This is a genomic window from Micromonospora sp. NPDC006766 (assembly GCF_040636055.1).
GTDB lineage: Bacteria > Actinomycetota > Actinomycetes > Mycobacteriales > Micromonosporaceae > Micromonospora.
In genome coordinates, this window is the sequence record NZ_JBEYIX010000066.1 from 1 (window position 1) to 25802 (window position 25802).

At 71.7% G+C, this 25802-nt stretch carries 24 protein-coding genes and 5 tRNA genes; 20 read left to right on the forward strand and 9 right to left on the reverse strand.

Annotation, left to right across the window (positions count from 1 at the left end; translation table 11 throughout):
• The first annotated feature begins 149 nt into the window (after positions 1–149).
• From ABZ671_RS29595 to ABZ671_RS29620, 6 genes are all read left to right on the forward strand, one after another.
• Positions 150–1127 (forward strand): sugar ABC transporter permease, encoded by a 978-nt coding sequence (locus ABZ671_RS29595; protein WP_357864303.1) that lies wholly within the window; start codon positions 150–152, stop codon positions 1125–1127.
• Between the two features lie 105 nt (positions 1128–1232).
• The gene (locus ABZ671_RS29600) at positions 1233–2033 is read left to right on the forward strand and encodes a carbohydrate ABC transporter permease (RefSeq protein WP_357864347.1); all 801 of its coding nucleotides are present in this window, start codon (positions 1233–1235) and stop codon (positions 2031–2033) included.
• Positions 2030–3463 (forward strand): GH1 family beta-glucosidase, encoded by a 1434-nt coding sequence (locus tag ABZ671_RS29605; protein ID WP_357864304.1) that lies wholly within the window; start codon positions 2030–2032, stop codon positions 3461–3463. The genes ABZ671_RS29600 and ABZ671_RS29605 overlap by 4 nt, the downstream gene beginning before the upstream one ends.
• A gap of 80 nt (positions 3464–3543) precedes the next feature.
• Positions 3544–4590, forward strand: a complete 1047-nt coding sequence (locus ABZ671_RS29610) for a LacI family DNA-binding transcriptional regulator (RefSeq protein ID WP_357864306.1) — start codon at positions 3544–3546, stop codon at positions 4588–4590.
• A 130-nt stretch (positions 4591–4720) separates the two neighbouring features.
• Positions 4721–5422 (forward strand): amino acid-binding protein, encoded by a 702-nt coding sequence (locus ABZ671_RS29615; protein WP_357864308.1) that lies wholly within the window; start codon positions 4721–4723, stop codon positions 5420–5422.
• Positions 5423–5709: 287 nt separating this feature from the next.
• Positions 5710–6483 carry a maleylpyruvate isomerase N-terminal domain-containing protein gene (locus tag ABZ671_RS29620; protein ID WP_357864310.1) on the forward strand — a complete coding sequence of 258 codons (774 nt, stop codon included), beginning with the start codon at positions 5710–5712 and terminating at the stop codon, positions 6481–6483.
• Positions 6484–6716: 233 nt separating this feature from the next.
• On the opposite strand, the gene ABZ671_RS29625 is transcribed toward ABZ671_RS29620, so the two are convergent.
• Positions 6717–8285, reverse strand: coding sequence for an aldehyde dehydrogenase family protein (locus tag ABZ671_RS29625; protein WP_357864312.1), 1569 nt, complete (start codon positions 8283–8285; stop codon positions 6717–6719).
• Between the two features lie 311 nt (positions 8286–8596).
• On the opposite strand from ABZ671_RS29625, the gene ABZ671_RS29630 reads away from it, so the two are divergent.
• From ABZ671_RS29630 to ABZ671_RS29650, 5 genes are all read left to right on the forward strand, one after another.
• The gene (locus tag ABZ671_RS29630) at positions 8597–11467 is read left to right on the forward strand and encodes a glycoside hydrolase family 9 protein (RefSeq protein WP_357864314.1); all 2871 of its coding nucleotides are present in this window, start codon (positions 8597–8599) and stop codon (positions 11465–11467) included.
• Positions 11468–11606: 139 nt separating this feature from the next.
• A complete protein-coding gene (locus tag ABZ671_RS29635; RefSeq protein ID WP_357864316.1) occupies positions 11607–12245 on the forward strand; it encodes a nitrilase-related carbon-nitrogen hydrolase in 639 nt (212 codons plus the stop codon).
• 105 nt (positions 12246–12350) lie between these two features.
• Entirely contained in the window at positions 12351–13307 is a 957-nt protein-coding gene (locus tag ABZ671_RS29640) for a hypothetical protein (RefSeq protein WP_357864318.1), read from the forward strand.
• Between the two features lie 64 nt (positions 13308–13371).
• Positions 13372–13893 carry a DUF488 domain-containing protein gene (locus tag ABZ671_RS29645; RefSeq protein ID WP_357864320.1) on the forward strand — a complete coding sequence of 174 codons (522 nt, stop codon included), beginning with the start codon at positions 13372–13374 and terminating at the stop codon, positions 13891–13893.
• A gap of 51 nt (positions 13894–13944) precedes the next feature.
• The gene (locus ABZ671_RS29650) at positions 13945–14469 is read left to right on the forward strand and encodes a GNAT family N-acetyltransferase (RefSeq protein WP_357864322.1); all 525 of its coding nucleotides are present in this window, start codon (positions 13945–13947) and stop codon (positions 14467–14469) included.
• A gap of 1 nt (position 14470) precedes the next feature.
• On the opposite strand, the gene ABZ671_RS29655 is transcribed toward ABZ671_RS29650, so the two are convergent.
• Genes ABZ671_RS29655 through bioB form a run of 3 tightly spaced genes read right to left on the reverse strand, consistent with a single transcriptional unit; the run spans position 14471 to position 16184 of the window.
• Positions 14471–14977, reverse strand: coding sequence for a GNAT family protein (locus ABZ671_RS29655; protein ID WP_357864324.1), 507 nt, complete (start codon positions 14975–14977; stop codon positions 14471–14473).
• 3 nt (positions 14978–14980) lie between these two features.
• Positions 14981–15187, reverse strand: a complete 207-nt coding sequence (locus ABZ671_RS29660; RefSeq protein ID WP_357864326.1) for a hypothetical protein — start codon at positions 15185–15187, stop codon at positions 14981–14983.
• A 1-nt stretch (position 15188) separates the two neighbouring features.
• Positions 15189–16184 carry a biotin synthase BioB gene (bioB, locus tag ABZ671_RS29665; protein ID WP_357864328.1) on the reverse strand — a complete coding sequence of 332 codons (996 nt, stop codon included), beginning with the start codon at positions 16182–16184 and terminating at the stop codon, positions 15189–15191.
• A 156-nt stretch (positions 16185–16340) separates the two neighbouring features.
• Here bioB and ABZ671_RS29670 point away from each other — a divergent pair, with 156 nt between their 5' ends.
• Both ABZ671_RS29670 and bioD read left to right on the forward strand, forming a co-directional pair.
• Positions 16341–17477: an 8-amino-7-oxononanoate synthase gene (locus tag ABZ671_RS29670; protein WP_357864330.1), complete on the forward strand. Its 1137-nt coding sequence runs from the start codon at positions 16341–16343 to the stop codon at positions 17475–17477.
• Complete coding sequence (gene bioD, locus ABZ671_RS29675; RefSeq protein WP_357864332.1) at positions 17474–18208, forward strand: dethiobiotin synthase; 735 nt, start codon at positions 17474–17476, stop codon at positions 18206–18208. The genes ABZ671_RS29670 and bioD overlap by 4 nt, the downstream gene beginning before the upstream one ends.
• Positions 18209–18222: 14 nt before the next feature.
• Here bioD and ABZ671_RS29680 read toward each other — a convergent pair whose 3' ends face one another.
• The 3 genes from ABZ671_RS29680 to ABZ671_RS29690 are packed head-to-tail and all read right to left on the reverse strand — an operon-like array spanning position 18223 to position 20701.
• Positions 18223–19395 (reverse strand): cytochrome P450, encoded by a 1173-nt coding sequence (locus tag ABZ671_RS29680; protein WP_357864334.1) that lies wholly within the window; start codon positions 19393–19395, stop codon positions 18223–18225.
• 1 nt (position 19396) lies between these two features.
• Complete coding sequence (locus tag ABZ671_RS29685) at positions 19397–20065, reverse strand: 50S ribosomal protein L11 methyltransferase (protein ID WP_357864336.1); 669 nt, start codon at positions 20063–20065, stop codon at positions 19397–19399.
• A gap of 33 nt (positions 20066–20098) precedes the next feature.
• A complete protein-coding gene (locus ABZ671_RS29690; RefSeq protein WP_357864338.1) occupies positions 20099–20701 on the reverse strand; it encodes a TetR/AcrR family transcriptional regulator in 603 nt (200 codons plus the stop codon).
• A 255-nt stretch (positions 20702–20956) separates the two neighbouring features.
• Between ABZ671_RS29690 and ABZ671_RS29695 the strand changes: the two genes are divergently transcribed.
• From ABZ671_RS29695 to ABZ671_RS29720, 6 genes are all read left to right on the forward strand, one after another.
• Positions 20957–21029: transfer RNA gene (locus tag ABZ671_RS29695), tRNA-Gly, on the forward strand.
• Between the two features lie 34 nt (positions 21030–21063).
• Positions 21064–21134, forward strand: a tRNA-Cys gene (locus ABZ671_RS29700).
• 13 nt (positions 21135–21147) lie between these two features.
• Positions 21148–21222: transfer RNA gene (locus ABZ671_RS29705), tRNA-Val, on the forward strand.
• Positions 21223–21460: 238 nt separating this feature from the next.
• Entirely contained in the window at positions 21461–21817 is a 357-nt protein-coding gene (locus ABZ671_RS29710; RefSeq protein WP_357864339.1) for an isocitrate lyase/phosphoenolpyruvate mutase family protein, read from the forward strand.
• Positions 21808–21880: transfer RNA gene (locus ABZ671_RS29715), tRNA-Gly, on the forward strand. The genes ABZ671_RS29710 and ABZ671_RS29715 overlap by 10 nt, the downstream gene beginning before the upstream one ends.
• 11 nt (positions 21881–21891) lie before the next feature.
• Positions 21892–21966, forward strand: a tRNA-Val gene (locus ABZ671_RS29720).
• A 132-nt stretch (positions 21967–22098) separates the two neighbouring features.
• Here ABZ671_RS29720 and ABZ671_RS29725 read toward each other — a convergent pair.
• Together ABZ671_RS29725 and ABZ671_RS29730 are read right to left on the reverse strand one after the other, a co-directional pair.
• Positions 22099–22686 (reverse strand): TetR/AcrR family transcriptional regulator, encoded by a 588-nt coding sequence (locus ABZ671_RS29725; RefSeq protein WP_357864341.1) that lies wholly within the window; start codon positions 22684–22686, stop codon positions 22099–22101.
• Positions 22687–22819: 133 nt separating this feature from the next.
• Positions 22820–24421: a PQQ-binding-like beta-propeller repeat protein gene (locus ABZ671_RS29730; protein WP_357864343.1), complete on the reverse strand. Its 1602-nt coding sequence runs from the start codon at positions 24419–24421 to the stop codon at positions 22820–22822.
• 299 nt (positions 24422–24720) lie between these two features.
• Here ABZ671_RS29730 and ABZ671_RS29735 point away from each other — a divergent pair.
• The coding region (locus ABZ671_RS29735) for a beta-ketoacyl synthase N-terminal-like domain-containing protein (protein WP_357864345.1) at positions 24721–25802 on the forward strand (1082 nt) is incomplete at its 3' end.

Genomic DNA, 25802 nt, shown 5'->3' on the forward strand with positions numbered 1-25802 from the left:
CCTCCCCGGGCCGGGCCCCGGTTTGGTATTGGCCGGCCGCGCTCGCGTGTGGGGCCGCCGCCGCTTTGTGTCGGCGCCACCCGCGGTGCCCGGAGAGCCCGGCGTCGCCCGCGGGCGCGGACGACGCCGGCCGAGGAGAAGGACTTCTCATGAGCCTCGACCTGCACGCCCCGGCGCCTCCTGGACGGGGAGCAGCCAACGGCCGTGCCGCGCACCGCCGTGGTGCCGCATTCAACCGGCTGGACCTGAAATACTCGCCCTACCTCTATGTCCTGCCGTTCTTCGCGATCTTCGCGGTGTTCAGCCTGTACCCGATCGTGTACACGGTCTGGATCGCGCTGACCGACCGGTCGCCGCTGAACCGGACGATCTCGTTCGTCGGCGTGGACAACTTCGTCGAACTGCTCACCGACGACCCGAAGTTCTGGAACGCGGTGGGCAACACGTTCGGCATGTTCGCGCTCTCCACCGTGCCCCAGCTCCTGCTGGCGCTGATGCTGGCCAACGCGTTGAACCGGAAGCTGCGCGGGCAGACCTTCTTCCGGATGGCCATCGCGATGCCGATCATCACCTCGACCGCGGTGGTCTCGCTGATCTTCTCGATGATCTACGCCAGGGACTTCGGCCTGATCAACTGGTTGCTCGACACCGTCGGCCTCGACAAGATCGACTGGCGGGCCAACAGATTCGCCTCCTGGTTCGCCGTCTCGACCATGGTCGACTGGCGGTGGGTCGGCTACAACGCCCTGATCTACCTGGCCGCCATGCAGTCCATCAGCAAGGACATGTACGAGGCGGCCGCGCTCGACGGCGCCTCCCGCCGCCGCCAGTTCTGGTCGATCACCATTCCGCAGCTCCGCCCGACGATCATCTTCACGCTGATCATCTCGACCATCGGCGGGCTGCAGCTCTTCACCGAGCCGCTGCTGTTCACCAGCGGCACCGGCACCATCTCCGGCGGCTCGGAGGGGCAGTTCCAGACCATCACGATGTATCTGCTCGACGTGATGAACCAGCGCTTCCGGTGGGGCTACGCCGGAGCGGTCGCGCTCGTGCTCTTCGTGCTCATCGCGCTGATGTCGGCGATCAACTACCTGCTCGCCCGCCGTATCAGCTCCGACAAGTGAGGTGACGAGATGACGACCACCACGCATCGCCCACCCGCCCGGCGGGCTGCCCCGGTGCGCGCCAGCCACCAGGCCGAGCGGCTCTGGAAGGCCAGCCCGCTGACCATGGTCGGGCTGATCCTCGGGGTGATCCTGTCGTTCTTCCCGTTCTACTGGATGATCGTGATCGCCTCGCGCACCAACGACGCGGCCAATGCCTGGCCGCCGCCGTTCCTGCCCGGCGGCAATCTCGGCGACAACATCCAGCGGGTGCTCGACAACGGCGACGCCAACATCGTCCAGGGCCTGCTGAACTCGTTCCTGGTCTCCGGCACGATCACCGTCGCCACGGTCTTCTTCGGCTCCCTCGCGGGCTTCGCCTTCGCCAAGCTCCGCTTCCGCGGCAAGAACGCGCTGCTGCTGATCATCCTGGCTTCGATGATGGTGCCCATCCAGCTCGGCGTGCTGCCGCTCTACATCCTGATGGCCAAGCTCGACTGGCTGAACACCATGCCCTCGGTGACCGTGCCGTTCCTGATCGGCGGCTTCGGGATCTTCATGATGCGCCAGTACGCCGAGCAGGCCGTGCCCAACGAGCTGATCGAGGCAGCCCGGGTGGACGGCTGCTCGACCTGGCGGGTCTACTGGCACGTGGTGGCGCCGGCCCTGCGCCCCGCCGCCGCGGTGCTCGGTCTGCTCACCTTCATGGAGCAGTGGAACCAGTTCTTCTGGCCCTTCGTGGTGCTCGCCGACCCAGCCAACCCGACTGTGCAGATCTCCCTGCGCAGCTTGAACGCCGCCTACTTCGCCGACAACTCCCAGATCTTCGCCGGCACGTTGATCGCGACCCTGCCGCTGTTCATCCTGTTCGTCCTGTTCGGCCGCCAGATCATCGGCGGAATCATGGAAGGCGCCGTCAAGTCGTGAGCAACGCAGCCAGCCCGCCCGCCGTCCGGGTCCTCGACCAGGGCGCGGCACTCACCTTCCCGCCCGGCTTCCTCTGGGGCGCGGCGACCGCCGCGTACCAGATCGAGGGCGCGGCGGCCGAGGGCGGGCGCACCCCGTCGATCTGGGACACCTTCAGCCACACCGAGGGCCGGACGGTGGCCGGGCACACCGGCGACGTGGCCTGCGATCACTACCACCGGATGCCCGACGACGTGCGGCTGATGGCCGACCTGGGCCTGAAATCCTACCGTTTCTCGGTCTCCTGGCCCCGGGTCCAGCCGGGTGGCGCCGGGGCGGCCAACGCCGAGGGCCTGGACTTCTACCGCCGGCTCGTCGACGAGCTGTTGGCCCACGACATCGAGCCGTGGCTGACCCTCTACCACTGGGACCTGCCCCAGCCGCTGGAGGACACCGGCGGCTGGCCGGCCCGGGACACCGCCGGCCGGTTCGCCGACTACGCGCAGCTCGTCGCCGACGCCCTCGGCGACCGGGTGCGCTACTTCACCACCCTCAACGAGCCGTGGTGCTCGGCCTTCCTCGGCTACGGCTCCGGAGCGCACGCGCCGGGCCGCTCGGACGGGGCCGACGCGGTACGGGCGGGGCACCACCTCATGCTCGGGCACGGGCTGGCCGTCCAGGCGGTGCGCGCGGCCCGGCCCCAGGCGCAGTTGGGCATCACGGTCAACCTCTACCCGGTCACCCCGGCGACCGGCTCGCGGGCGGACGCGGACGCGGCCCGCCGCATCGACGGGCTGGCCAACCGGTTCTTCCTCGACCCGGTGCTGCGTGGGGCGTACCCGGCGGACCTGCAGGCCGACCTGCGTCAGGTCACCGATTTCGGGCACGTCCGTGACGGCGACCTGACGGTCATCTCCACCCCGCTGGACATGGTCGGCATCAACTACTACAGCCGGCACGTCGTCGCCGCGCCGATCGAGAGCACCGAGTCGGAGGCGTACTGGCGGGCGCCGTCGTGCTGGCCGGGCAGCGAGGGGGTCCGGTTCGTCTCCCGGGGTGTGCCGGTGACCGACATGGACTGGGAAATCGACGCCCCCGGCCTGGTGGAGACCCTGGAACGCGTCCACCGGGACTACACCGAGCTGCCGCTCTACGTCACCGAGAACGGCTCGGCGTTCGTCGACGCGGTGATCGACGGCCGGGTCGACGACCCGGACCGGCTGGCGTACTTCGACGCGCACCTGCGCGCCGCGCACGCCGCGATCAGCGCCGGGGTGCCGTTGAAGGGCTACTTCGCCTGGTCGTTGATGGACAACTTCGAGTGGGCCTGGGGCTACACCAAGCGGTTCGGGATGGTGTACGTCGACTACGACAGCCAGGCGCGGATCCGCAAATCGAGCGCAAGGTGGTATGCCGAGGTGATCCGACGTAACGGCGTGGCCGCACAATAAGCTGGGCCACCAGTAGCGGACGGCCCGGCACCGACGTTCAAGAAGGTGCCGGGTCCGTTCGATGTCGGAGGAGCAGAAGGATGACAACGCAGCGCACCAGGTCGCTCGGGCGCCCGACCCTGGACGCGGTCGCCGCCCGTGCCGGCGTGGGGCGCGGTACGGTCTCCCGGGTGGTCAACGGCTCGCCCCAGGTCAGCCCGGAGGCCCGGGCCGCCGTCCTGGCGGCGATCGCCGAGCTGGGGTATGTGCCCAACCGCGCCGCCCGAGCGCTGGTGACCCAGCGTACGGACTCGGTGGCGCTGGTGGTCTCGGAGTCGGGGGAGCGGGTCTTCACCGAGCCGTTCTTCGCGGCCATCGTCCGGGGTGTCAGCTCCGGGCTGCTGGAGACGCCGATGCAGCTCTGGCTGGCCATGGTGCAGTCGCCCATCGAGCGGGAACGGGTGGAGCATCACCTGACCAACCAGCACGTCGACGGCGTACTGCTGCTCTCCCTGCACGACGCCGACCCGCTGCCCACCCTGCTGGAGGAGCGCGGGCTGCCCACCGTGCTCGGCGGCCGGCCGGCCCGGATGCTGCTCCCCGACGCCCAGGACGCCTGGTTCGTCGACGTCGACAACGTCGGCGGCGCCCGGCAGGCGGTCGAATATCTCTTCGGCCGTGGCCGGCGGCGGATCGCCACCATCGCCGGCCCGCAGGACATGGGTGCCGGCCTGGCGCGGTTGACCGGCTATCGGGAGGCGGTCCGGGCCGCCGGCGGCGACGTGAACCCGGATCTGATCGCGTACGGCGATTTCAGCGAGGGCAGCGGCACCGCCTGCATGCGCCGGTTGCTGGAGGTCTGCCCCGATGTCGACGCGGTCTTCGTCGCCTCCGACCTGATGGCGTTCGGCGCACTTCGGGCGCTCCGCGAGGCCGGCCGCCGGGTGCCCGAGGACGTGGCGGTGGTCGGCTTCGACGACGCCCCGATCGCCCGGTCGGCCGAGCCGCCGCTGACCACCGTCCACCAGCCGGTGGAGGAGATGGGCCGCCAGATGGCCCACCTCCTGGTCTCCCGCATCCGCGGCGAAGAGGCCCCCACCCCCCACGTCCTCCTCGACACCGAACTCGTCCACCGCGCCTCCGCCTGACCCGGCGTATCGCAAGGCGGGATTTTCCCGCTGGGACATCCGGCGGCAACAGGGGCGAAACGGCCAGCCGGCAGGCTGGTCCCAGCCTGCCGGCCGCTTCGGCCGGCCCGCCGAGCGAAGGGATCGGGACATGCTGCTGAGAGTTCGGGTGACCCTGCCGGACCGACCCGGCGCACTCGGCCAGGTGGCCAGGACACTCGGCGTCACCGGCGCCGACATCGTCCAGGTGGTCGTGCTGGAACGGCACGCCGGCCGGGCGGTGGACGACTTCACCGTGGTGTGGCCGGGTGCCGCGCGGGTGGAACGGCTGCTGGCCGGCCTGGCCGCAATTCCCGGCGTACGGGTGGACGGGGTGTGGCGGGCGATCGGCACGCCCACCACCACCGGTCAGGACGCGGAGTTGCTCGCCCAGCTCGCCGCGAACCCGGTCGACGGGGTGGCCATCCTGGTGGACGCGGCACCCGGACTGCTCGCCGCGGACTGGGCGATGGCCGTGGTGGTACCCCTGGGCTGGGCCTCCCACGGCGGCGCGGGCGCGGCCACCGTCGGGCACGCGAGCTGGCGGGCCCCGGTCCCGCCCCGGCTGCCGGAGGTGACCCCGCTGCGGGCCCGGGCGGTGACCGGCCCGGACGGGCACCACTACGCGGTCGTGCCGTTCGGTCGCGCCGGTCTGGTGCTGGTGGTGGCGCGGGACCACAGCGAGCCGCTGACGGCCGCCGCGTTCCACGCCAGCGAGGTGGAGCGGCTCGGGCAGCTCGTCCGGGCCAGCGCGGTGATCCTCGGCGACCGGCTGGACCTGGTCGGCGCCCCTCCCGTGTCCACCGTCACCTGACCTGCCTCACGGTGGGCAAACGGCCGCAGTGGCCCCGCATCCGCAGCGAAACGAGCCTTCGCGAGGTCGTACTCTCCGATATGGAAGCAGTCTGGCTCGTCGGCGAAGCCCGGTAGAAGACGCGCGCGGTGGATCCGCTCTTCGGCCACGGGCCTCGCAGGAGTAGATGCCGAGCAGCTTGACGTCGTCGCCGTCCGAGTTGGTAGCGGGCCTGGCGGTTGGGCTGGTGCCCGTTCGTCCGACAAATTCGCTACCCGGCGGCCGGAGCGCAGTGATACACAGCCGAGGTGCAAAACATTTTGGAGTTCCCAGAGGTCCTGCGGCTGATCGAAGACCGCTCGGCCGCGTTCCGCGCCGCGATCGCGTCCGCCCCCGACCTTGACGTGCAGGTCCCGACCTGCCCGGACTGGACGCTGCGCGAACTGGCGCAGCACCTCGGCGACGGCCGCCGCCGCCAGGCCGCCATCATCGCGGCGGGCCCGGGCGCGCAGCCCCCGGCGAGGACGGACCCGAAGGGTGCCCCGACCGCGCCCCGCGACCGCGAAGCCCTGGACGCCTGGCTCGCCGAGTCGACCGAGCTCATGCTCGACGCGATGCGCGAGGCCGGCCCGGACCGCGGCTGCTGGACCTGGTGGGGCCGCTCGCAGGCCCCGGAGACCAGCGGAGCTGTGGCCCGGCACCAGATCCAGGAGATCGCCGTCCACACCTACGACGTACAGCTCACCCTGGGGGCCGCACAACCGCTGCCGACGGACGTCGCGGTCGAGGGCGTCGACGAGTTCCTGACGACCGTCTCGGCGACGACCGTCCCCTGGCCGTTCAAGCCGGCGACCATCGACCTGCACACGACCGAGGGCCGCTCTTGGCGCCTGACCCTCAACACCGACGGCGTCCGCTGCGACGACCTCGCTGCCGACGCGGAGCCGGGCGACATGGCGATGCGAGGCGCAGCGAGCGAACTGGTCCTCTACTTCTACGAGCGCGTCCCGCTCGACGGCCTGGAGACCACCGGCGACACCGAGCCGATGGAGCAGCTCGCAGACTGGGACCCGAACGCGTAAAACGCGCACTTGGATGACCCGAAAGGGGACGGACCTCCACTGACGCCGGTAGGCAAACTGTCGACGGTGGGCTTACCTACCTGCCTGCTGTCCGGCAGCGTGACGTCAGGACGGCTGCGCCTCGAACTGGACCCTGGGCAGTCGCACGTGATCGAGCCCCGTCCCTGGCAATTGCTGAGGACGGGGCCTTCGTCGATCTGGGCCCTGGTCAACCTCGACACCCGCTGTCGGCGTCACACGTTCGGCGGTAGTGCCGTCCAGCCGGGGAAGTTGCCGTAGAGCCGGCCGTCACCGCCCACGGTGACCGCCTGCACCAGCAGGTCACCGCCGACGAAGGCGCCCTTCCAGGACGCGCCCCGGCCGCCGAACGGCTCCTCCCGGTCGCCCCGGGAACGCGGCTTGTTGATGCCCACCTTGAACGCCTGCAGGTCCACCGCGAGCTTGCCGGCCAGCTCCTCGTCGTCACACGCGAGCGAGGCGACCAGCGCGCCGTTGGAGGCGTTCATCTGAGCCAGCAGCTCGTCGGTGGTGTCCACCACGACGATGGTGTCGACCGGGCCGAACGGCTCGGCGTGCATCAGCCGGGACCGGCCGGGCGGGGCGAGCAGCACGGCCGGCGCCACGTACGCGGAGGTGTCCTGCCCGTCGAGGAAGGGCGCGCCGTCGAGCTTGCCCCGGTGCAGCGGCACCGCGCCGCCGCGTACCGCCTCGTCAACCTTGCGGCGCAGCTCGTCGGCCTTGGCCGCGCTGATCAGCGGGCCGAAGTCCAGCTCGGGCAGCGGGTCGCCGGCCGACCAGTGCTCGTCCACGGCGAGCGGGTGTCCGAAGCGGACCGAGCGGACGACCGGCAGGTACATGTCGAGGAACTCGTCGACCAGGTCTCGCTGGACCACGAAGCGCGGGTACGCGGTGCAGCGCTGCTTGCCGTACTCGAAGCCCTTCTTGAGGTGCGCGGCGAGCAGGTCCCACTGGGAGAAGTTCCAGATGCCCCAGGCGTTGAGCCCCTCCTGCTCGATGAAGTGCCGCTTGTCGGAGTCCAGCAGCGCCGCGGCCACCTTGCCGCCGTTGGAGCGGCCACCGACGAACGCCACCGCGCCGACCTCCGGGGCGCGCACCAGCACCTCGGAGAGTTCCTCGCCGCCGCCGGAGAGCAGGGTGGCGGGCAGCCCGGCGCGGCGCAGCAGCGCGTGCGCCACGGTGAGGCAGACCGCCCCGCCCTGGGACGGCGTCTTGGCGATCACCGCGTTGCCGGCGAGCAGCTGCACCAGTTCGGCGTGGACCAGCACGCTCATCGGGTAGTTCCACGAGGCGATGTTGCTGACCGGGCCGGGCAGCGGCTGGCGGCCGTCGGCGAGCATCCGGTCGATCTCCTGCACGTACCACCGCACGCCGTCCAGGGCGCGGTCGACGTCGGCGCAGGCCAGTCGCCACGGCTTGCCGATCTCCCAGACCAGCAGCATGGCGAGCAGGTCACGGTGGGCGGTGAGCGCGTCGAGGGCCTCGTTGACCCGGGCCTTGCGTTCGGCGAGCGGGGTCTGTGCCCAGTCGGTGTGGGCGGTGGCGGCGTGCGCGACGGCCCGGCGCGCGGCATCGGCGTCGAGGCGGGCCAGGTGCACCAGGACGGTGTTGTCGAGTGGGGTGCGGACCGGGCTCGGCGTGCCGACCGGCTGCCATCCGCCTTCGATCAGGTTGTGCAGGACGGCGCCGCCGTCCGGCGCCGTGCCGAAGGCTTCCGGCGCGGCGGCCACCGCGCGGGCGAGAGTGTCCGACCAGGAGGTGCCGTCAGCGATTCGAAGCGCCATCGCGATCTCCTCAGGGTTGTCCGGGGAGCGGCGGCGTCGATGGCACCGCTGGTGACGGGTACTGTCCCGCGTGGCCGAGTGTGCGAGCAACCGTACGTTCGTATCCCAAGACGCCGCGTCCACCGGTTGGCGTCGGTTGCGGCCGTCCGGCACCGGCCTCACCTGGGAGCATGCGAGTGGGGCATCGGAGGCGACCGATTATGTGATCCGCGTCCGGGTGGGGCCTTCCCAAACCATCGAGGTCGACATTACATTGTCGACTATCCATGGGAGCGCTCCCGGGCTCCCTTTGCCCGCCACAGGAGCTCGCCATGCCCCCTCCGCTGTCGCCACCCCGCCGCCGGTCCCGGCTGCGTCGCCTGCTCGCCGCCGGCGCCGCCCTGGCCGTCGGCCTCGCCACCGCCATCACCGTTCCGGCCGCCGCGCCGGCCGTCGCCGCGCCCGCCTTCAACTACGCCGAGGCGCTGCAGAAGTCGCTGTTCTTCTACGAGGCACAGCAGTCCGGCAAGAAGCCCGCCTGGAACCGGGTCTCCTGGCGGGGCGACTCGGCGCTCACCGACGGCGCCGGCGTCGGGCTCGACCTCACCGGCGGCTGGTACGACGCCGGCGACCACGTGAAGTTCGGCTTCCCCATGGCGTTCAGCGCCACCATGCTGGCCTGGGGTGCGGTCGACTACCGGGACGGCTACGTCGCCTCCGGTCAGCTCACCCCGCTGCTCAACAACCTGCGCTGGGTCAACGACTACTTCGTCAAGGCGCATCCGTCGCCGAACGTCCTGTACGGACAGATCGGCAAGGGGGACGACGACCACAAGTGGTGGGGACCGGCCGAGGTGCTGCCGATGGCGCGGCCCGCGTACAAGATCGATGCGAGCTGCGGCGGCGCGGACCTGGCGGGGGAGACGGCGGCGGCGATGGCCGCCTCGTCGATGGTGTTCCGCCCCACCGACGCCGCCTACGCCGACAAGCTGCTCACCCACGCGAAGCAGCTCTACACCTTCGCCGACACGGTGCGTAAGAGTTACCACGAGTGCATCACCGACGCGACCAGCTTCTACAAGTCCTGGAGCGGCTACCAGGACGAGCTGGTCTGGGGCGCGATCTGGCTCTACCGGGCCACCAACGACGCCGCCTACCTGACCAAGGCGGAGACCGAGTACGACAAGCTCGGCACTGAGCCGCAGAGCACCACCCGTTCCTACAAGTGGACGCTCGCCTGGGACAACAAGCAGTTCGGGGCGTACGTGCTGTTGGCCAACCTGACCGGCAAGCAGAAGTACGTGGACGACGCCAACCGCTGGCTCGACTGGTGGACCGTCGGCGTCAACGGCTCGAAGGTGAACTACTCGCCGGGCGGGATGGCGGTTCTCGACTCCTGGGGCGCGCTGCGCTACGCCGCCAACACCGCGTTCGCCGCGCTGGTCTACAGCGACAAGACCACCGACGCCACCCGCAAGGCCCGCTACCACGACTTCGCCGTCCGGCAGATCAACTACGCGCTAGGCGACAACCCGCGCAGGTCCAGCTACGTGATCGGCTTCGGGGCCAACCCGCCGAAGAACCCGCACCACCGCACCGCGCACGGCTCCTGGTGGGACAGCATGACCGTGCCCACCGAGACCCGGCACGTGCTTTTCGGCGCGCTCGTCGGTGGCCCCTCGTCGGCCAACGACGCGTACACCGACAGCCGGTCCGACTTCGTCATGAACGAGGTCGCCACCGACTACAACGCCGGCTTCACCTCCGCCCTGGTTCGGCTGACCAAGGAGTACGGCGGCACCCCGCTCGCCGGCTTCCCGGTGGCCGAGCAGCCGGACCTGGACGAGCTGACCGTGGAGACCACGGTGATGCAGAACGAGCCCCGGGCCACCGGCATCAAGGCGATCATCTACAACAAGTCGGCGTTCCCGGCCCGGGCGCTGACCACCGCGAAGTTCCGCTACTACTTCCGCCCGGACGGCACCGGCCCGATCCAGGTCACCCCCGGCTACACACAGGGCTGCCCGTCGCCGACCAGCGCCAAGCAGTACAGCGGTGACATCTGGTACGTCGAGATCGACTGCACCGGCTACACCATCGCCCCTGCCGGCCAGTCGCAGCACCGGATGGAGGTCCAGTTCAAGGTCGGCGTGCCGGAGGGCGGCACCTGGGACCCGACCAACGACCCGTCGTACCAGACCACGGCCGGGCCGAACCGGAAGGTGCCGCTCTACTCCGGCGGCGTACGGGTCTGGGGCGAGGAACCCGGGACGGGCAGCTCGGACACCATCCCGCCCACCGTGCCCGGCACCCCGGTCGCGTCCGGGCTCACCTCCACCTCCGTCACGCTGACCTGGACCCCCTCCACCGACACCGGTGGGAGCGGCCTCGCCGGCTACGACGTCACCATGGAGACGGTCGGCAGCGACGCGGTGGTGGTGTACCCGACCAGCACCAACACGCTGACCGTCAGCTCGCTGCAACCGGCCCGGACGTACCGGTTCCGGGTGATCGCCCGCGACGGCGCCGGCAACCGGTCGGCCCCGTCGGCGGCGCTGGAGGTGACCACCCCGGGCGGCGGCTCGGACACCACCCCGCCGACGGCGCCCGGCACCCCGACCGCCTCGGCGATCGGCCCGAACGGGTTCAACCTCACCTGGGGGCCGTCCACCGACAACGTCGGCGTCACCGGCTACCGGGTCTACCGGCGGGCCGGGACCACCGACACCCTGGTCACCACGGTCACCGGCACGACGTACGCCGTCACCGGGCTGACCCCCTCGACCACGTACGTGCACTACGTGGTCGCGGTGGACGCCGCCGGCAACGTCTCGGCCCCGTCGCCCACGGTCACGGTGACCACGGCGCCGGCCCAGCCCACCGCACCCTGCAAGGTCGAGTACACGACCAGCGACTGGGACACCGGGTTCACCGCGAACATCACGCTCACCAACACCGGCACGACTGCTCTCAACGGCTGGTCCCTCGCGTTCACTTTCCCGAACGCCGGGCAGAAGGTGGGCCAGGGCTGGTCGGCCAACTACACCCAGACCGGCACCGCGGTCACCGCGACGAACCTGTCGTACAACGGGACGCTGGCGGCGGGGGCGTCGACCAGCTTCGGCTTCAACGGCACCCACACCGGCACCAACCCGAAGCCCGCCACCTTCACCCTCAACGGCACCGCCTGCACCGTTTCCTGACGCACCCGCCGGATCGTGGCCGGTCACCGTTCCGATGAACGGTGGCCGGCCATTCCGTCGCCACTGACCAGCCGTTGCGCTGACGGCGTTGGGGCAGTGCGGGGGGTTAGCCCCACCACGATTACGGGGGCTGGCCGGATTGGCCCGACGACGACGGGCCGGGGTACTTGCCCGCACCCACGGCGTGTATCTGGAACTGGGTCTCGGGGTGCTGTCCCGCCAGTCGCCGTACGTGCGGAACCAGGCCGTCCTCATCGACCCGCGTGGCCAGGTGGTCTGGACGTACGAGAAGGCGCACCCCGTTCCGGGCATGGAGGAGCTCACGCCCGGCGACGGCGTGGTCCCGACGGTTGACACACCGTACGGTCGGCTCGGGAACCTGATCTGCTTCGACGCCGACTTCCCCGGGCTGGCCCGGCAGGGTGGCGACCGAGGCGTGGACCTGATGCTGGTGCCGTCGAACGACTGGCGGGAATTCGGCGAGGTGCACACACAGAAGGCCACCATCCGGGCGGTCGAGAACGGCTACTCGTTGGTGCGGCAGGACACCAACGGGCTGGCGCAGACCGTCGACTACCAGGGCCGGGTCCTCGCCTCGTCCAACTACTTCAGCAGCAACCAGCAGACGATGGTGGCGTACGTGCCGACCAAGGGCGTACGCACGATCTACGCCGCGGTCGGTGACGTGTTCGCGTGGCTGTGCGTCGCGACGCTGGCCGCGCTGGTCGGCGTAGCCGCCCGGCACCGCTTGCACCGTCTCCTGACGGGACTGCCTTAGCGATCTTGGAGAGTTGCCGTTCACACGGAACGGCAACTCTCCAAGATTCGCTCCTGGGCTGTGGACAGGGCAGCGGACGGGCGGGCGCCGGCAGAGACTTGGTGCGTGGTGGGGACGCTTCCGGGAAATGTGGCGGGCGAGTTGGAGTGGTTGGCGTTCGAGCAGGCCGGCGTGCTGACCACCGCCCAGGCGGCCGGCCTGCTGACCGAGGGCGCGGTACGCGGCCTCGTCCGCTCCGGGCGCTGGCGGTCGATCTGCCGGGGCATCCTGCTCACCGGTAACGGTCGGCTGACCCGGGACCAGCAACTCTGGGTGGCCGTGCTGGCCGCCGGCCCGGAGGCCGTGCTGGCCGGTCCGACCGCTGCCGCCGAGGCCGGCGTCCGGGGCCTCCGGGCGGAGCCGCTCCACGTGCTCATTCCGGCCCAGCGGCGGGCGGCCACGCTGCTGCGCCGACTCCCGGTCGACATGCCGGCGGTCGTCGTGCACCGCACCGCGGCGCTGCCTGAGGCGCACATCCAGCTCGCTCGGCCGCAGCGAACGACGACCGCCCGTGCCGTGGTGGACGGCGCGGGCTGGGCCCGTAGCGCGGAGGAGGCACAGGTGGTGCTGGCGTCGGCCTGTCAGCAGCGCCGGGTGCTGCCCGAAGAGGTCGAAGCCGTGCTGGCCGTGCTGCCCCGCGCACCGCGCCGCGCCCTGATCCGGCGGACGCTGGCCGACATCACCGGCGGCGCGCAGGCGCTGTCCGAACTCGATTTCCTCAGCTTGTGTCGGCGGCACCGGCTGCCCCGCCCGGATCTGCAAAAGCGCCGGACCGACCGGGCCGGCCGGGTTCGGTGGCTGGACGCGTACTGGCGGGAGTGGCGGCTGCACGTGGAGGTCGACGGCGCGCACCACATGGACGTCCGACACTGGGCCGACGACATGCGCCGGCAGAACGACGTCTGGACGACCGGCGACCGGATCCTCCGCTTCCCCGCCTGGCTCGTCCGCGCCCACCCCGACGAGGTCGCCGCCACCCTCCGTCACGCCCTCAGCGCGGCCGGGTGGCGACCCGAGAGGTGAGATCTTGGAGAATTGCCGTTCGCGTCGAACGGTAAGTCTCCAAGATTCGGGGCAAGCTGAGTGCGTGTTGCTGACCGTGGGGCACGGGGCGGCCGACCGGGAGCGGCTGGGCGAGCTGCTGGGCGGTGCGGGAGTGGCGCTGGTGGTGGACGTGCGGCGCTACCCGGCCAGCCGGACCAACCCGGACGTACGCCGGGAGGCCCTCGAACGCTGGCTGCCGGAGCGGGGCATCGACTACCGCTGGGAGCCTCGCCTCGGCGGTCGCCGACACATCCGGGCCGGCGAGCCGGAACCGGACACCTGGTGGACGGTCGCGGCGTTCCGGGCGTACGCGGCTTACACCCGTACCCCCGACTTCGACGCGGCGCTGGACGCGGTGCTCGCCGACGCGGCGCGGCGGACCACGACGGTGATGTGCAGCGAAAGCGTCTGGTGGCGCTGCCACCGCCGGCTGATCGCCGACGTGGCGGCGCTCGGTCGCGAGGCCCCGGTGCGGCACCTCATGCCCGGCGGCCGGCTCAGCCCGCACCGGCCGGCCGAGGGCGCCCGCCGTCTCCCGCACCGGCACCTGATCTGGGACCGCTGACCGGTGGTAACCCGGTGGCCCGGGGCACACCAGGGAGGCTAACGTCTCCGCATGCCCGAGTTGATCGCTCCGACCACCCGTCTGCACCGATCCTGGCTGGCCGCCAGGGACGACTGGGGGCGGGGCGTCCACCAGGACGGCAGCGGGCTGCACCCCTCCGACGACGTGGACTCGCCGGAGGGTTTCGCGACCTGGGTGGACCGGCTGCGGGCCGGCACGGACGAGTCCCGGCTGCCGGAGGGTCTGGTCCCCGCGGTCTACTGGTGGATCGTCGAGGAAGACGAGGTGCTCGGCGCCATCTCGCTACGGCTGCGCCTCAACGACTTCCTGCTGCGCGCCGGCGGCCACATCGGCTACGGCGTGCGCCCCTCCGCCCGGCGGCGGGGTGTGGCGACGTTCGCCCTGGGCGCGGCGCTCGCCGAGGCCGCCCGGCGCGGCATCGACCCGGTCCTGGTCACCTGCGACGACGACAACACCGCCTCGGCGCGGACCATCGAACGGCACGGCGGCGTGCTGGAGGACGTGCGGGACACCGAACTGGGCCGGAGCCGGCGCTACTGGATCCGTACCCGCTGAGTCAGTCGACCAGTTCGTCGGCGAGGAGATCCATCAGCAGGCCGTCGTGCCAGCGGCCGTCCGCGCCCCGCTCGTAGCGGCGCATGATGCCCACCGGGCGGAAACCCACCTTCGCGTACGCCCGGATCGCCGCGGTGTTGGCCGCCGCCGGGTCGATGGTGAACCGGTGGTGACCGTGCGCGTCGATCAGGTGCCGGACCAGGGTGCGGATGGCGTCCCCGCCCAGGCCCGCGCCGCGTACCTCGGGGTCGAGGAAGAGGTCCAGGCCGGCGTGGCGGTAATCCGGCTCGGTCTCGGCGAACCACTGGATCGCGCCGATCACCCGGCCGCCGTGCTCGATGGCGTAGACGGTCAACTCGTCGTCGGCCAGGTCGGCGCGGATCTCCCCGGCCAGGTCGTCGCCGCCGCGCCACCAGTGTCGGACCTCCGGGGTGGCCCGGATCGCCGCGAGGGCGGGCACGTCCGCGTCCGTCGCCGGTCGCAACGTCACCGCCCGCTCGCGCAGCATCGGTCAGCCCCGGATCTCGCCGTGTTCGACGCAGACCGCCGACCAGCCGGTCGGCACCACCTGCACCTTCATCCGCCGCCGGCAGTGCGTGCAGTAGCGCGGCGGCTCCAGCGCCCGGGCCGCCGCGCACGCCTCGTGCCCGCCGGCGTCGGCCGGCTCGCCGCAGCGGTCACACCAGTGCCGGGCCTCGACAAGCTCGGTCACCACCACCTCACAGGGTCGCCGACAGCGCCTTGACGGGCATCTTCAGGTCGTCCAGCATCTTCAGGTCGTCGGTCGCCGACCGGCCCAGCGTGGTCAGGTAGTTGCCGACGATGACCGCGTTGATGCCGCCGAGCAGGCCGTCCCGGGTGCCCAGGTCGCCGAGGGTGAGCTCCCGGCCGCCGGCGTACCGGAGGATGGTGCGCGGCATGGCCAGCCGGAACGCGGCGATGGCCCGCAGCGCGTCCTTGCCCTCCACCACTGGCCGGTCGCCGAGCGGGGTGCCCGGACGCGGGTTGAGGAAGTTCAGCGGGACCTCGTGCGGGTCCAGCGCGGCGAGCTGCGCGGCGAACTCGGCCCGCTGCTCCACCGACTCGCCCAGGCCGAGGATGCCGCCGCAGCAGACTTCCATGCCCGACTCGCGGACCATCGTCAAGGTCTCCCAGCGCTCCTCCCACGAGTGCGTGGTGACCACGTTCGGGAAGTAGGAGCGGCAGGTCTCCAGGTTGTGGTTGTAGCGGTGCACGCCCATGTCGACCAGCTCGTCGACCTGCTCCTGGGTGAGCATGCCCAGCGAGGCGGCGACCTGGATGTCGACCTCCGCCTTGATGGCGGCCACACCCTCGCGCATCTGCTTCATCAGCCGGGCGTCCGGGCCGCGCACGGCGGCCACGATGCAGAACTCGGTCGCCCCGGTCGCGGCGGTCTGCTTCGCCGCCTCGACCAGGGCGGGAATGTCCAGCCAGACCGCGCGCACCGGCGAGGTGAACAGGCCGGACTGCGAGCAGAAGTGGCAGTCCTCCGGGCAGCCGCCGGTCTTCAGCGAGACGATGCCCTCGACCTCGACCTCCGGGCCGCACCACCGCATCCGCACCTCATGGGCGAGCTGGAGGGCGGCGGGCAGGTGCTCGTCGGGCAGGTTGAGCACGGCGAGGGCACCGGCCTCGTCGAGGCCGACGCCGTTCTCCAGCACCTGAGTCCGAGCCTGGTCGAGGATTTCTGGCATGCCTCGTACCCTACAAGGCTCGCGGACGGCGGAAAATGGGCTCCGAATGCCGGTCGGGTGGGTCGTCGGCCAACAGCGTCCGGGCCGGATCCGCCGAGGTTCGGCGGGTGGGTGGTAATTTCGCCCCGCGAAACGGTCGACGGCAGGGGAGTGACGGTGGCGGACTGGCTGGCGGCTCTGCACCGCCGCGCCGAGCTGCGGGCGCGGGCAGGGCTCACCCGTACGCTGCGCCCACGCGCCGCCGACGACGCCGTGGTCGACCTGGCCGGCAACGACTACCTCGGCCTGGCCACCCACCCCGAGGTCACCGCCGCCGCGGCACGGGCGCTTTCCGCGTACGGGCTGGGGGCCACCGGCTCACGGCTGGTACGCGGCTCGACCGACACCCACCACGCGCTGGAGGACGCCCTCGCGGGCTGGCTCGGCACCGACCGGGCACTGGTCTTCTCCTCCGGCTACCTGGCCAACCTCGCCGCCGTCCGGGGCCTGGTGCGACCGCGTACGCTGCTCGTCTCCGACGCGCACAACCACGCCTCGCTGATCGACGGCTGCCGCATCTCCGGCGCGGAGACCGTGGTGACCCCGCACGCCGACGTCGACGCGGTGGCCGCCGCGCTGGCCGCCGCCCCGGGCCGGCCCGCGGTGGTGGTGACCGAGTCGGTCTTCTCCGTCGACGGCGACCTCGCCCCGCTGGCCGAGCTGCACGCGGTGGCCCGCCGGCACGGCGCGCTGCTGCTGGTCGACGACGCGCACGCGCTCGGCGTCACCGGCCCGGCCGGGGCGGGCGGGGTGGCCGCGGCGGGGCTGGCCGGCGCGCCCGACGTGGTGGTGACCGCCACGCTCTCCAAGGCGCTCGGCGGCGCCGGCGGGGTGGTCGCCGGGCCGGCGGAGTTCGTCCGGCACCTGGTGGAGACGGGGCGGACGTTCATCTTCGACACCGCGCTGCCCCCGGCGGTGGCCGCCGGCGTGCTGGCGGCGGTCGGCCTGGCCCGGACCGGCGACGGGCTCCGCGCCGAGCTGGCCGACCGGGCCGCGCTCGCGGTCCGCCGGCTGGGCGGGGCCGGGTTGGACGTCTCCGCGCCCGACGCGGCGGTGGTGTCGGTGACCGCGCCCGGCCCGGAGGCGGCGACCGCGTGGTCGGCCGCCTGCCGAGAACGGGGCGTCGCGGTGGGCTGCTTCCGGCCGCCGTCCACCCCGGACAGCCGATCCCGGCTGCGGTTGACCATCAGTGCCGGGGTGGCTCGGGCGGACTTCGCGCGGGCCCTGGACGTGATTGTGGAGTGTGCGCCATGAGCAACGGCAACGGCTGGACCGGGCCGGTGCTGGTGACAGGTACCGACACCGAGGTCGGCAAGACCGTCGTGACCGCGGTGATCACCGCCGCCGCGCAGGCCGCCGGGCTGCGGGTCGCGGTGATCAAGCCAGGCCAGACGGGTACGGCCACCGGCGATCCCGGCGACGTCGACTCGGTGACCCGGTTGGCCGCCCCGCTGACCGGCCGTACCCTCGCCAGCTACCCGGACCCGCTCGCCCCGCTCGCCGCGGCCCGGGTCGCGGAGCTTCCGCCGCTGGAGCTCTACACCGCCGTCGACGCCGTCCGCGAGGAGGCCGACAAACACGACCTGGTGCTGGTGGAGGGGGCCGGCGGGCTGCTCGTGCCGATGGGGCTGCGGCCCTCGGGTGAGCCCTGGACGGTGGCCGACCTGGCGGTGTCGCTGGGCGCACCGGCCGTGGTGGTGGCCCGCGCCGGGCTCGGCACGCTCAACCACACCGCGCTCACCCTGGAGGCGCTGGAACGCCGGGCGATCCCGGCCGGTGTGGTGATCGGCGCCTGGCCGGCCGAGCCGGAGCTGGTGCACTGGGCCAACCTGACCGAGCTCGCGCCGAACCTGCTCGGCGCGGTGCCGATGGGCGCCGGCGCGATGGACCCGGGGGTTTTTCGCCGGTCCGCCCCGGGCTGGCTCACGCCCAGCCTGTACGGGGTGCTGGACGACTGGCGGGCCTGGGCCGAGGACGCGAGCTGAGCGCCTGAGCCCCGTCAGCCCCGGCGCACCACGAACGCGTCGGGCATGCGGAAGGTGAGATTGTCCGGGCACCACGGCGGGCGGATGACGGTCACCCCGTCGAGCAGCGGCGCCGCCTCGGCGACCACCACGGCCGCCTCCATGCGGGCCAGTTGCGCGCCCACGCACCGGTGCGGCCCGGCCCCGAAGGCCAGGTGCCGCCGGGAGCCGCGCTGTCCGGGCCGGAACTCATCGGGCGCGGCGAGCAGTTCCGGGTCCCGGCCGGCCCGGGCCAGCCAGGCGACGATGCTGGTGCCCGCCGCGACCGCGGTGCCGCCCAGCGTGGTGTCCACCGCCGCCACCCGCCGCCAGGTGACGATCGGCGGCTCCAGCCGCAGCCCCTCCTCGACCACGTCGGCGACCGCGATCTCGCCGCTCCGCAGCCCGGCCCGCACCGTCGGCTCGCCGGTCAGGCGGTGCAGCAGCAGGGTGAGGAACTGCGAGGTGGTCTCCTGCCCGGCGACCAGCAGGAAGAACAGGGCGCCGACGACCACGTCGGGGGAGTGCCCGGCGGCGCGCAGCCGGGCGGCCAGCCCCCCGCCGGTCGCGGCGAACACGCGCAGCACGGTGTGGAACCGGCCGACCTCGGTGGCGAGGGCGAGCTGTCGGGCCTCGTCGAGGGGCGCCCAGAACAGTTCCAGGGCGGCCCGCGCGAAGTCCTTGACCGCGCCGACCGGGGCGTCCGGCAGCTCGACCAGCCGGGCCAGCACCAGCAGCGGCAGGTCGGCGGCGAGTTCGGCGTACAGGTCGACCGGCTCGCCGACGTCGAGGGTGGCGGCGAGCCGGGCCACCCGGTGCCGCACCAGGTCGGTCAGCCAGGGTTGCTGCGCCGCCACCCGTTCGGGGTGCAGCGCGTCGGCGACGATGCCGCGGATCTCGGGGTGACTGGCGGCCGAGTTGTTGGCCAGGGTCGGCGGCAGCCGGAACCGGTGTCCGGCGAGGACCCGCAGGGCGGCCACCGGGATCGGGGTCACCGCGTCGAGGGCGTTGTCCGGCCGGAACGTCTCCGGATCGGTGAGCAGGCGCCGGATCAGGGCGTGCCGGGTCACCACCAGATGCGGCACGCCGATGTGGTCGACCACGGTCGCCACGTCGGGCCACGGACCGTCGACGGCCTCACCCCAGCCCCGAAACAGCACGGGCGACACGCTATCGGGCGGCCCCCGGCGGAGCCGGGTCCAGCTCCCACACGGTGGTGTGCTTCACCCGCACGCTCTCCAACGCCTCGGGCACCGGCACGTCGTAGCCGGCCAGCTTGTGGAACCGCTCGCGGGGAAGGTAGGCCCGGCCGGGGTCGCCGACCAGCACCCGGGCCCCGGATCGAGCGGCCCGGAGCTGGAAGCGCAGCATCCGCCGCGCCATCGCCTCGCTGTAGAAGACGTCCCCGGCCAGCACCACCTCGGCGTCCCCGGCGTCACCGTCGAGGATGTCGCCGAGTTCGGCGTCGACGCGTACCCCGTTGGAGTCGGCGTTGAGCGCGACGGCCGCGACCGCCCGCTCGTCCACCTCCACGGCCCGGACGGTGGCGGCGCCGGCGCGGGCGGCGGCGATGGCGACCAGGCCGGAGCCGGCGGCGAGGTCGAGCACCCGCCGCCCGGCGACCAGCTCGGGGTGGTCGGTGACGTAGCGGGCGAGCGCCTGGCCACCGGCCCAGGCGAAGGCCCAGAACGGTGGCGGTTGGGTGCTGCGGAACTCGCCCTCGGTCAGCTCCCAGAGGCCGATCGGCTCGTCGGCCTGGTGCAGCCGCACCTCGGGGACGAAGGCGACCGGGGCGAGCCGGGCGTGCAGCCGGATGAAGGCCGCGGACAGGTCAGACACCGGGTGATTGTCTCGTACGGCCGGACACCGGCCTCAGTCGAGCTGGCCCGGCTCCACCCCCAGCTCGCGCGCGGCGACGAGGCGGATCCACTGGGCGATCTGCCGTCGGGTGATTACCCGCTCGTGCACCGCGAGCTGCACCGCGAGGCCGTCCATCACCGCGCTGATCCGCCACGCGGCGCCGGCCGGATCCGGGCAGTCGAAGGTGCCCTCGGCCACCCCGTCGGAGATCACGGTGGCGAGATCCTGCCGCCAGCGCAGGTCGAGCCGGCGGGAGAGCTTTTCCAGCTCGGGGGTGCGCAGCGATTCCGCCCAGCCGTCGATCCAGATGGACCAGGAGGTCGACCGGCCGGCCGGGGCGTAGAGGCGGAGCAGCCGGCGCAGCTTCGCCAACGGCGGCGCGGAGGAGCGGACCACCGCGTCGAGCCGGGTCAAATCCTGCTCGACGGCGTACGCGAACGCCTGCGCGAGCAGCCGGTCCTTCGTGGCGAAGTGGTAGAAGACCAGGGCCTGGCTGACCCCGGCGGCCTCCGCCACGTCGGCGGTGCGAGTGTTGGCGAGGCCACGTTCCGCGATCACGTCACAGGCCGTGCGAAGCAGGGCATCCAGGCGGATATCGGCGGCGCGTCTCGTCACGCCGTTACCGTAGCCCATTGGCGTAACCACGAGGAGTTACTGATGCGGCCGGTCGGAAGGGTGTCAGTCGGAAGCCGGACAGATGCCGGCAGGCGTGCTGGCGCGGGTGCCCGGCCGGCACCACCCAGGCTCCTAGGAAGTTCTGCGCGAAGGGGACGTCGTCACCCGGACGCGCCCGGAATGCCACCCCGATTTGGCAACCGTTCCCGGGCTCGGCTAAAGTTCTCATCCGTCACCGGGAAACACCGGGGACACGCGGACGTAGCGCAGCTGGTAGCGCATCACCTTGCCAAGGTGAGGGTCGCGGGTTCGAATCCCGTCGTCCGCTCGGAGATGCCAGCACGCATGTCGGGGGCAACCTCGGTGGAGTGGCCGAGAGGCGAGGCAACGGCCTGCAAAGCCGTGTACACGGGTTCAAATCCCGTCTCCACCTCGGCAATTTACGAGGGCGATTGGCGCAGTGGGAGCGCGCTTCCTTGACACGGAAGAGGTCACTGGTTCAAACCCAGTATCGCCCACCATTTCGATGAGCAGACGGCTCGTCACCGGACTTCGGTGACGAGCCTTTCTGTATCTTCCGGTGGCGTCGCCCGCGGCGAACACGTGGCGTGCCCAACTCGGCGAGCAGCCGTGCCCGGCCACGCCCGAGCACGGCGCCCAACGCGTCCGGCGCGGTCGGCGGGCACTCCCACAGCGCGCCGATGCCCCGGGCCGGGTAGGCCAGCTGCGGCACGGCGCCAGCCGCGATGCTGAGCATGGGTGGCGGAGACGGTGGCGCGGGCCCGGGCGTACCTGGCGGCCGGCGCCGACGGGGTGTTCGTGCCCGGGACGGTCGAACTCGGCACGCTGGCTGCCCTGGTTGAGGCGATCCCGGCGCCGCTGAACGTGCTCGCCGGGCCGGGCGCCCCGGCGGTGGCCGAGCTGGCGAAGACCGGGGTGGCCCGGGTCAGCCTCGGCTCGTCGGTCCGCCGAGGCGGCGTACGCGGTGGCCCGCCGGGCGGCCGAGGAGGCGTTCGCCGCGGCACGCCGGCACCCCGGGGTGCGTGTCGCGGCGGATCTTGCCGTCGGGTACAGTTCTACCCGTCGCCGACGCAAGCCGGTGGCACGCGGACGTAGCGCAGCTGGTAGCGCATCACCTTGCCAAGGTGAGGGTCGCGGGTTCGAATCCCGTCGTCCGCTCGCGAGCGCTCGGGCGATTGGCGCAGTGGGAGCGCGCTTCCTTGACACGGAAGAGGTCACTGGTTCAAACCCAGTATCGCCCACCATCGGTAGCAGTGCGCACAACCCGTCTGCGGTGCGCAATTTGATCAAGGGCTGGCCTTCTGGGTCCAGCCCTTGCCCGTCTTTCCGTCACGAGGATCTCCGGCGCCGCCCACGTCTGTGGGTGGGCGACAGCGTCAGCCTGCGGTAGGAGTGATGGAGGACGCCATCCGGCGGAGGGCCAGGGCCAGGTCGGCGGCCGAGGGGGCCTGCTCGGGGTCGATCAGCCACTGGGTCAGGACGCCGGTCAGGAGGGCCTGGTGAAAGGCGCCGACGGCGGTGTTGACGGCGGGGCTCGCCGGGGTGGGCGAGGCGTCGAAGAGTTCGGCCAGGCCCAGGCGCGCCTCGGCGAGGCCGGCGGCCAGCTGTTCGCGGACCTCCGGCTGGTGCTGGCTCTGGGCGACCACCTCGAGCTGCATCGACCACAGCGAGCGGTGCGCCTGGAAGGATTCGATGATGCGGGTCCAGGCGGCTTCGAAACGCTCCAGCGGGCCGGCGTCGGCGAGGTCGTCGGTGGCGAGGGCCTTGGACATCTCGTCGCCCCACTGCTGCATCACCTGGAACAGTGCGGCGTTGAGCAGTGCCTCCGTGGAGCGGTAGTGGTAGCCGATGGCGGCCAGGCTGGTGCCGGCGGCGGTCGCGATGTCGCGGGCGGTGGTGCGGGCGTAGCCCTTCTCGTAGAGACAGCGCTTCGCACCCTCGAGGAGAGCCTCACGATTTCCCATGGCGGCGATCCTACTCGTCTCAGACATCCATCTAACACATAAGTGCGAGTCTTTTTGCCTGGTCGCGGCGGGTTGCGGAACGGGTGCGGGGCCCGGCTCAGCCGGGCCCCGCAACGGTCAGGTCAATCCCGGATCACTTGCCGTCGACGGAGAAGGCGTAGAAGGTGCCGCTGGTGAAGCTGCCGGTGGTCCCGGCGCCGTCGGCGAACTTCTGGTAGCCGTTGCCCCAGTAGACGACGCCGTCAACGACGGACGGGCCGGCGTTGGAAGAGTACGGCGCGGTGAAGTTCCAGAGGATCCGGCCGGTGGCGGTGTCCATCGCGTACAGGTGGCCGCTGGTCGAGCTGCCGTAGAGCACGTCCGCGGCGACGGTCAGCGGGCCCCAGGCGAAACCGGTCGTCGGGTCGGCCACCTGCCACAGGATCCGGCCGGTGGCCGGGTCGAGGGCCGCGAAGCTGCTGCCGCTGATCGTGGTGCCGTCGGCCATCTGGTACGGCGTCTTGAAGAAGTTGGCCTCGGCCAGGTAGATGCGCTTGGTGTCCCAGGCCGTACCCCACATGATGCCGCCGATGTGACCACCGGGACCGGGTGCCGCGCTCCAGAGCACCGCACCGGAATCCGGGTCCAGCGCCCAGTACTCGCCGCTCTTCTGACCACCGCCGACGGCCTCGCGGATCCGTCCCTTGCTGTCCAGGTAGGCGAAGATGTGCGCGCCGTCGCCGAAGTCGTAGTCGTAGCCCTCGTTGGCAGGGCAGTTGTTCGGCGGCAGGCCCGGGATGCAGGAGGCGTTCCAAGCGTCGAACCGCATGGCGCCGGTCGCCCACTTGACCGCTCCGGTCTTCATGTTGAGGGCCAGGATCGAGTCGATGTGGTTGTCCGGGGAGTAGCAGCCGGCCGGGGTGCCGCCCGCGTTCTGGCACTCGTGAACGCTGTCCGGCACCCGGTAGTTCTGGCCGCTGGTCACGTAGATGGTGCCGCGGAGCGGGTCGATCGCCGGGGTGCCCCACATCGCGCCACCCGCGTACCCGTCCGGCTGGCCGTTGTTGTCCGGCACCATGTACCGCTTCCACAGGATTTTGCCGGTGGCCGCGTCGACGGCGTTGAAGCTACCGCGGAACGTGCAACACCGGTAGCCGGGGACGAACGCCGACATCTCGCCCTCGGTGGACGACACGCCCTCGTAGACGACGCCGTTGTAGACGATCGGCGACATGGTCAGGACCGCCGCGGCGTGTGCGTCGAGCTGCCTGCTCCACTTCAGGCTGCCGGTGTTCGCGTCCACCGCGAGCAGCCGCGCGCCGCTCTGGGTGCCCAGGTAGAGGGTGTTGCCGGAGATGGCGACGGCGGTACGCGAGATCGAGCCGGCGACCCCGTCGTAGTCGGAGATCTTGCGCGACCAGATCTGCTTGCCGGTGGCCGCGTTGAGCTTGTAGAGGTAGCCGCCCCAGTCCGGGAAGTACACCGCGCCCTGGGAGACGATCGGGGTGGCCGAGACATCGCCGTGCGTCGCGAAGGTCCACTTCGCCTTGAGCCGGCTCACGTTCTTCGTCGTGATCTTGGTTTCGAGCAGGTTGGATCGGGTGTTCAGCAGATCCTTGCCGTTCGAGGTCCAGTCGGTCAGTGGGTTGGCGACGGCGGCCGTCGCGCCGGTCGCCGGAACGGCCGCGATGGCGAGCGCCACCGCGGCGACGGCGCCGGCCAGCCGTACGGACTTGGTGCGCAGCGAGCGCAGCATGATTCTCCTCCGGTCTCGGAGATTCGAGGGGAAATTAGGCGGCCCGCCGATTGCGGCAGGTCCCATGAGGTGACAATTCCAGGTTCGGCCGAGAAATTACCGGCGGATCTCCAGGCCCGATACCCCTAACTCACCCCAGTCTCGTCGGACGTGCCTTCTACCAGCTACTCCACCCCCGTCGAGGGGTCACCTCGATAAGGGTTGGGCAGACGGTGCAGGGGTATTGCCCGCCCTCTCACCATTCCTAGATTGACCCTCGAAATACTCCCGTGAAATTGCTTCGAGGCAAGGCGGCAGGGATGAGCGAAGAAGCACGACTCCTCGACTATCTCAAGCGGGCCACCGTCGACCTCCGGGAGGCGCGCCGGCAGGTCGGCGAGCTGGAGGCGCGGAGCTGCGAGCCGATCGCCATCGTCGGTATGGCGTGCCGGTTCCCCGGCGAGGTCACCTCCCCAGAGGAGCTGTGGCGGCTGGTGGCCGAGGGCGGCGACGCCGTTACCCCGTTCCCCGTTGACCGCGGCTGGGACCTGGTCGGTCTCTACGACGCCGAGCCTGGCAAGCCCGGCAAGAGTTACGCCCGCGACGGTGGCTTCCTGCACGACGCCGCCGACTTCGACCCGGCCTTCTTCGGCATCTCGCCGCGCGAGGCGCTCGGCATGGACCCGCAGCAGCGACTGCTGCTGGAGACCACCTGGGAGACCTGCGAAAGCGCCGGCATCGACCCGCGCTCGCTGCTGGGCTCGGCGACGGGTGTCTACGCCGGCGTCATGTACCACGACTACGCGGGTAGCAGCGCCGGCAGCCTGGTTTCCGGGCGGGTGGCGTACACCCTGGGCCTGGAGGGCCCGGCAGTGAGCATCGACACCGCCTGCTCCTCCTCGCTGGTCGCGATCCACGAGGCCTGCCAGGCGCTGCGCGCCGGCGAGGTGACCCTCGCGCTGGCCGGTGGCGTCACCGTGATGAGCACGCCGGAGATGCTGATCTACTTCAGCGAACAGCGCGGCCTGGCGCCGGACGGCCGCTGCAAGGCGTTCGCGGGCGCGGCCGACGGCACCGGCTGGGGCGAGGGCGTCGGCCTGCTGCTCCTGGAACGGCTCTCCGACGCGGAGCGCAACGGTCGCACGATCTTCGGCGTCGTCCGCGGGTCGGCGATCAACCAGGACGGCGCCAGCAATGGCATGACCGCGCCGAACGGGCCGTCGCAGCGCCGGGTGATTCGGGCCGCGTTGGCGAATGCCCGGTTGACGGCGGCGGATGTGGATGTGGTGGAGGCGCACGGTACGGGGACCACGTTGGGGGATCCGATTGAGGCGCAGGCGTTGTTGGCGACGTATGGGCAGGGTCGTCCGGTGGGTCGTCCGTTGTTGTTGGGTTCGATCAA

Excerpts from the sequence above, each read along its gene's own strand:
- ABZ671_RS29595 (WP_357864303.1), top strand. The coding sequence starts at position 150 with ATGAGCCTCGACCTGCACGCCCCGGCGCCTCCTGGACGGGGAGCAGCC.
- ABZ671_RS29600 (WP_357864347.1), top strand. The coding sequence starts at position 1,233 with ATGGTCGGGCTGATCCTCGGGGTGATCCTGTCGTTCTTCCCGTTCTAC.
- ABZ671_RS29610 (WP_357864306.1), top strand. The coding sequence starts at position 3,544 with ATGACAACGCAGCGCACCAGGTCGCTCGGGCGCCCGACCCTGGACGCG.
- ABZ671_RS29615 (WP_357864308.1), top strand. The coding sequence starts at position 4,721 with ATGCTGCTGAGAGTTCGGGTGACCCTGCCGGACCGACCCGGCGCACTC.
- ABZ671_RS29625 (WP_357864312.1), bottom strand. The coding sequence starts at position 8,285 with ATGGCGCTTCGAATCGCTGACGGCACCTCCTGGTCGGACACTCTCGCC.
- ABZ671_RS29630 (WP_357864314.1), top strand. The coding sequence starts at position 8,597 with ATGCCCCCTCCGCTGTCGCCACCCCGCCGCCGGTCCCGGCTGCGTCGC.
- ABZ671_RS29650 (WP_357864322.1), top strand. The coding sequence starts at position 13,945 with ATGCCCGAGTTGATCGCTCCGACCACCCGTCTGCACCGATCCTGGCTG.
- ABZ671_RS29655 (WP_357864324.1), bottom strand. The coding sequence starts at position 14,977 with ATGCTGCGCGAGCGGGCGGTGACGTTGCGACCGGCGACGGACGCGGAC.
- bioB (WP_357864328.1), bottom strand. The coding sequence starts at position 16,184 with ATGCCAGAAATCCTCGACCAGGCTCGGACTCAGGTGCTGGAGAACGGC.
- bioD (WP_357864332.1), top strand. The coding sequence starts at position 17,474 with ATGAGCAACGGCAACGGCTGGACCGGGCCGGTGCTGGTGACAGGTACC.
- ABZ671_RS29725 (WP_357864341.1), bottom strand. The coding sequence starts at position 22,686 with ATGGGAAATCGTGAGGCTCTCCTCGAGGGTGCGAAGCGCTGTCTCTAC.
- ABZ671_RS29730 (WP_357864343.1), bottom strand. The coding sequence starts at position 24,421 with ATGCTGCGCTCGCTGCGCACCAAGTCCGTACGGCTGGCCGGCGCCGTC.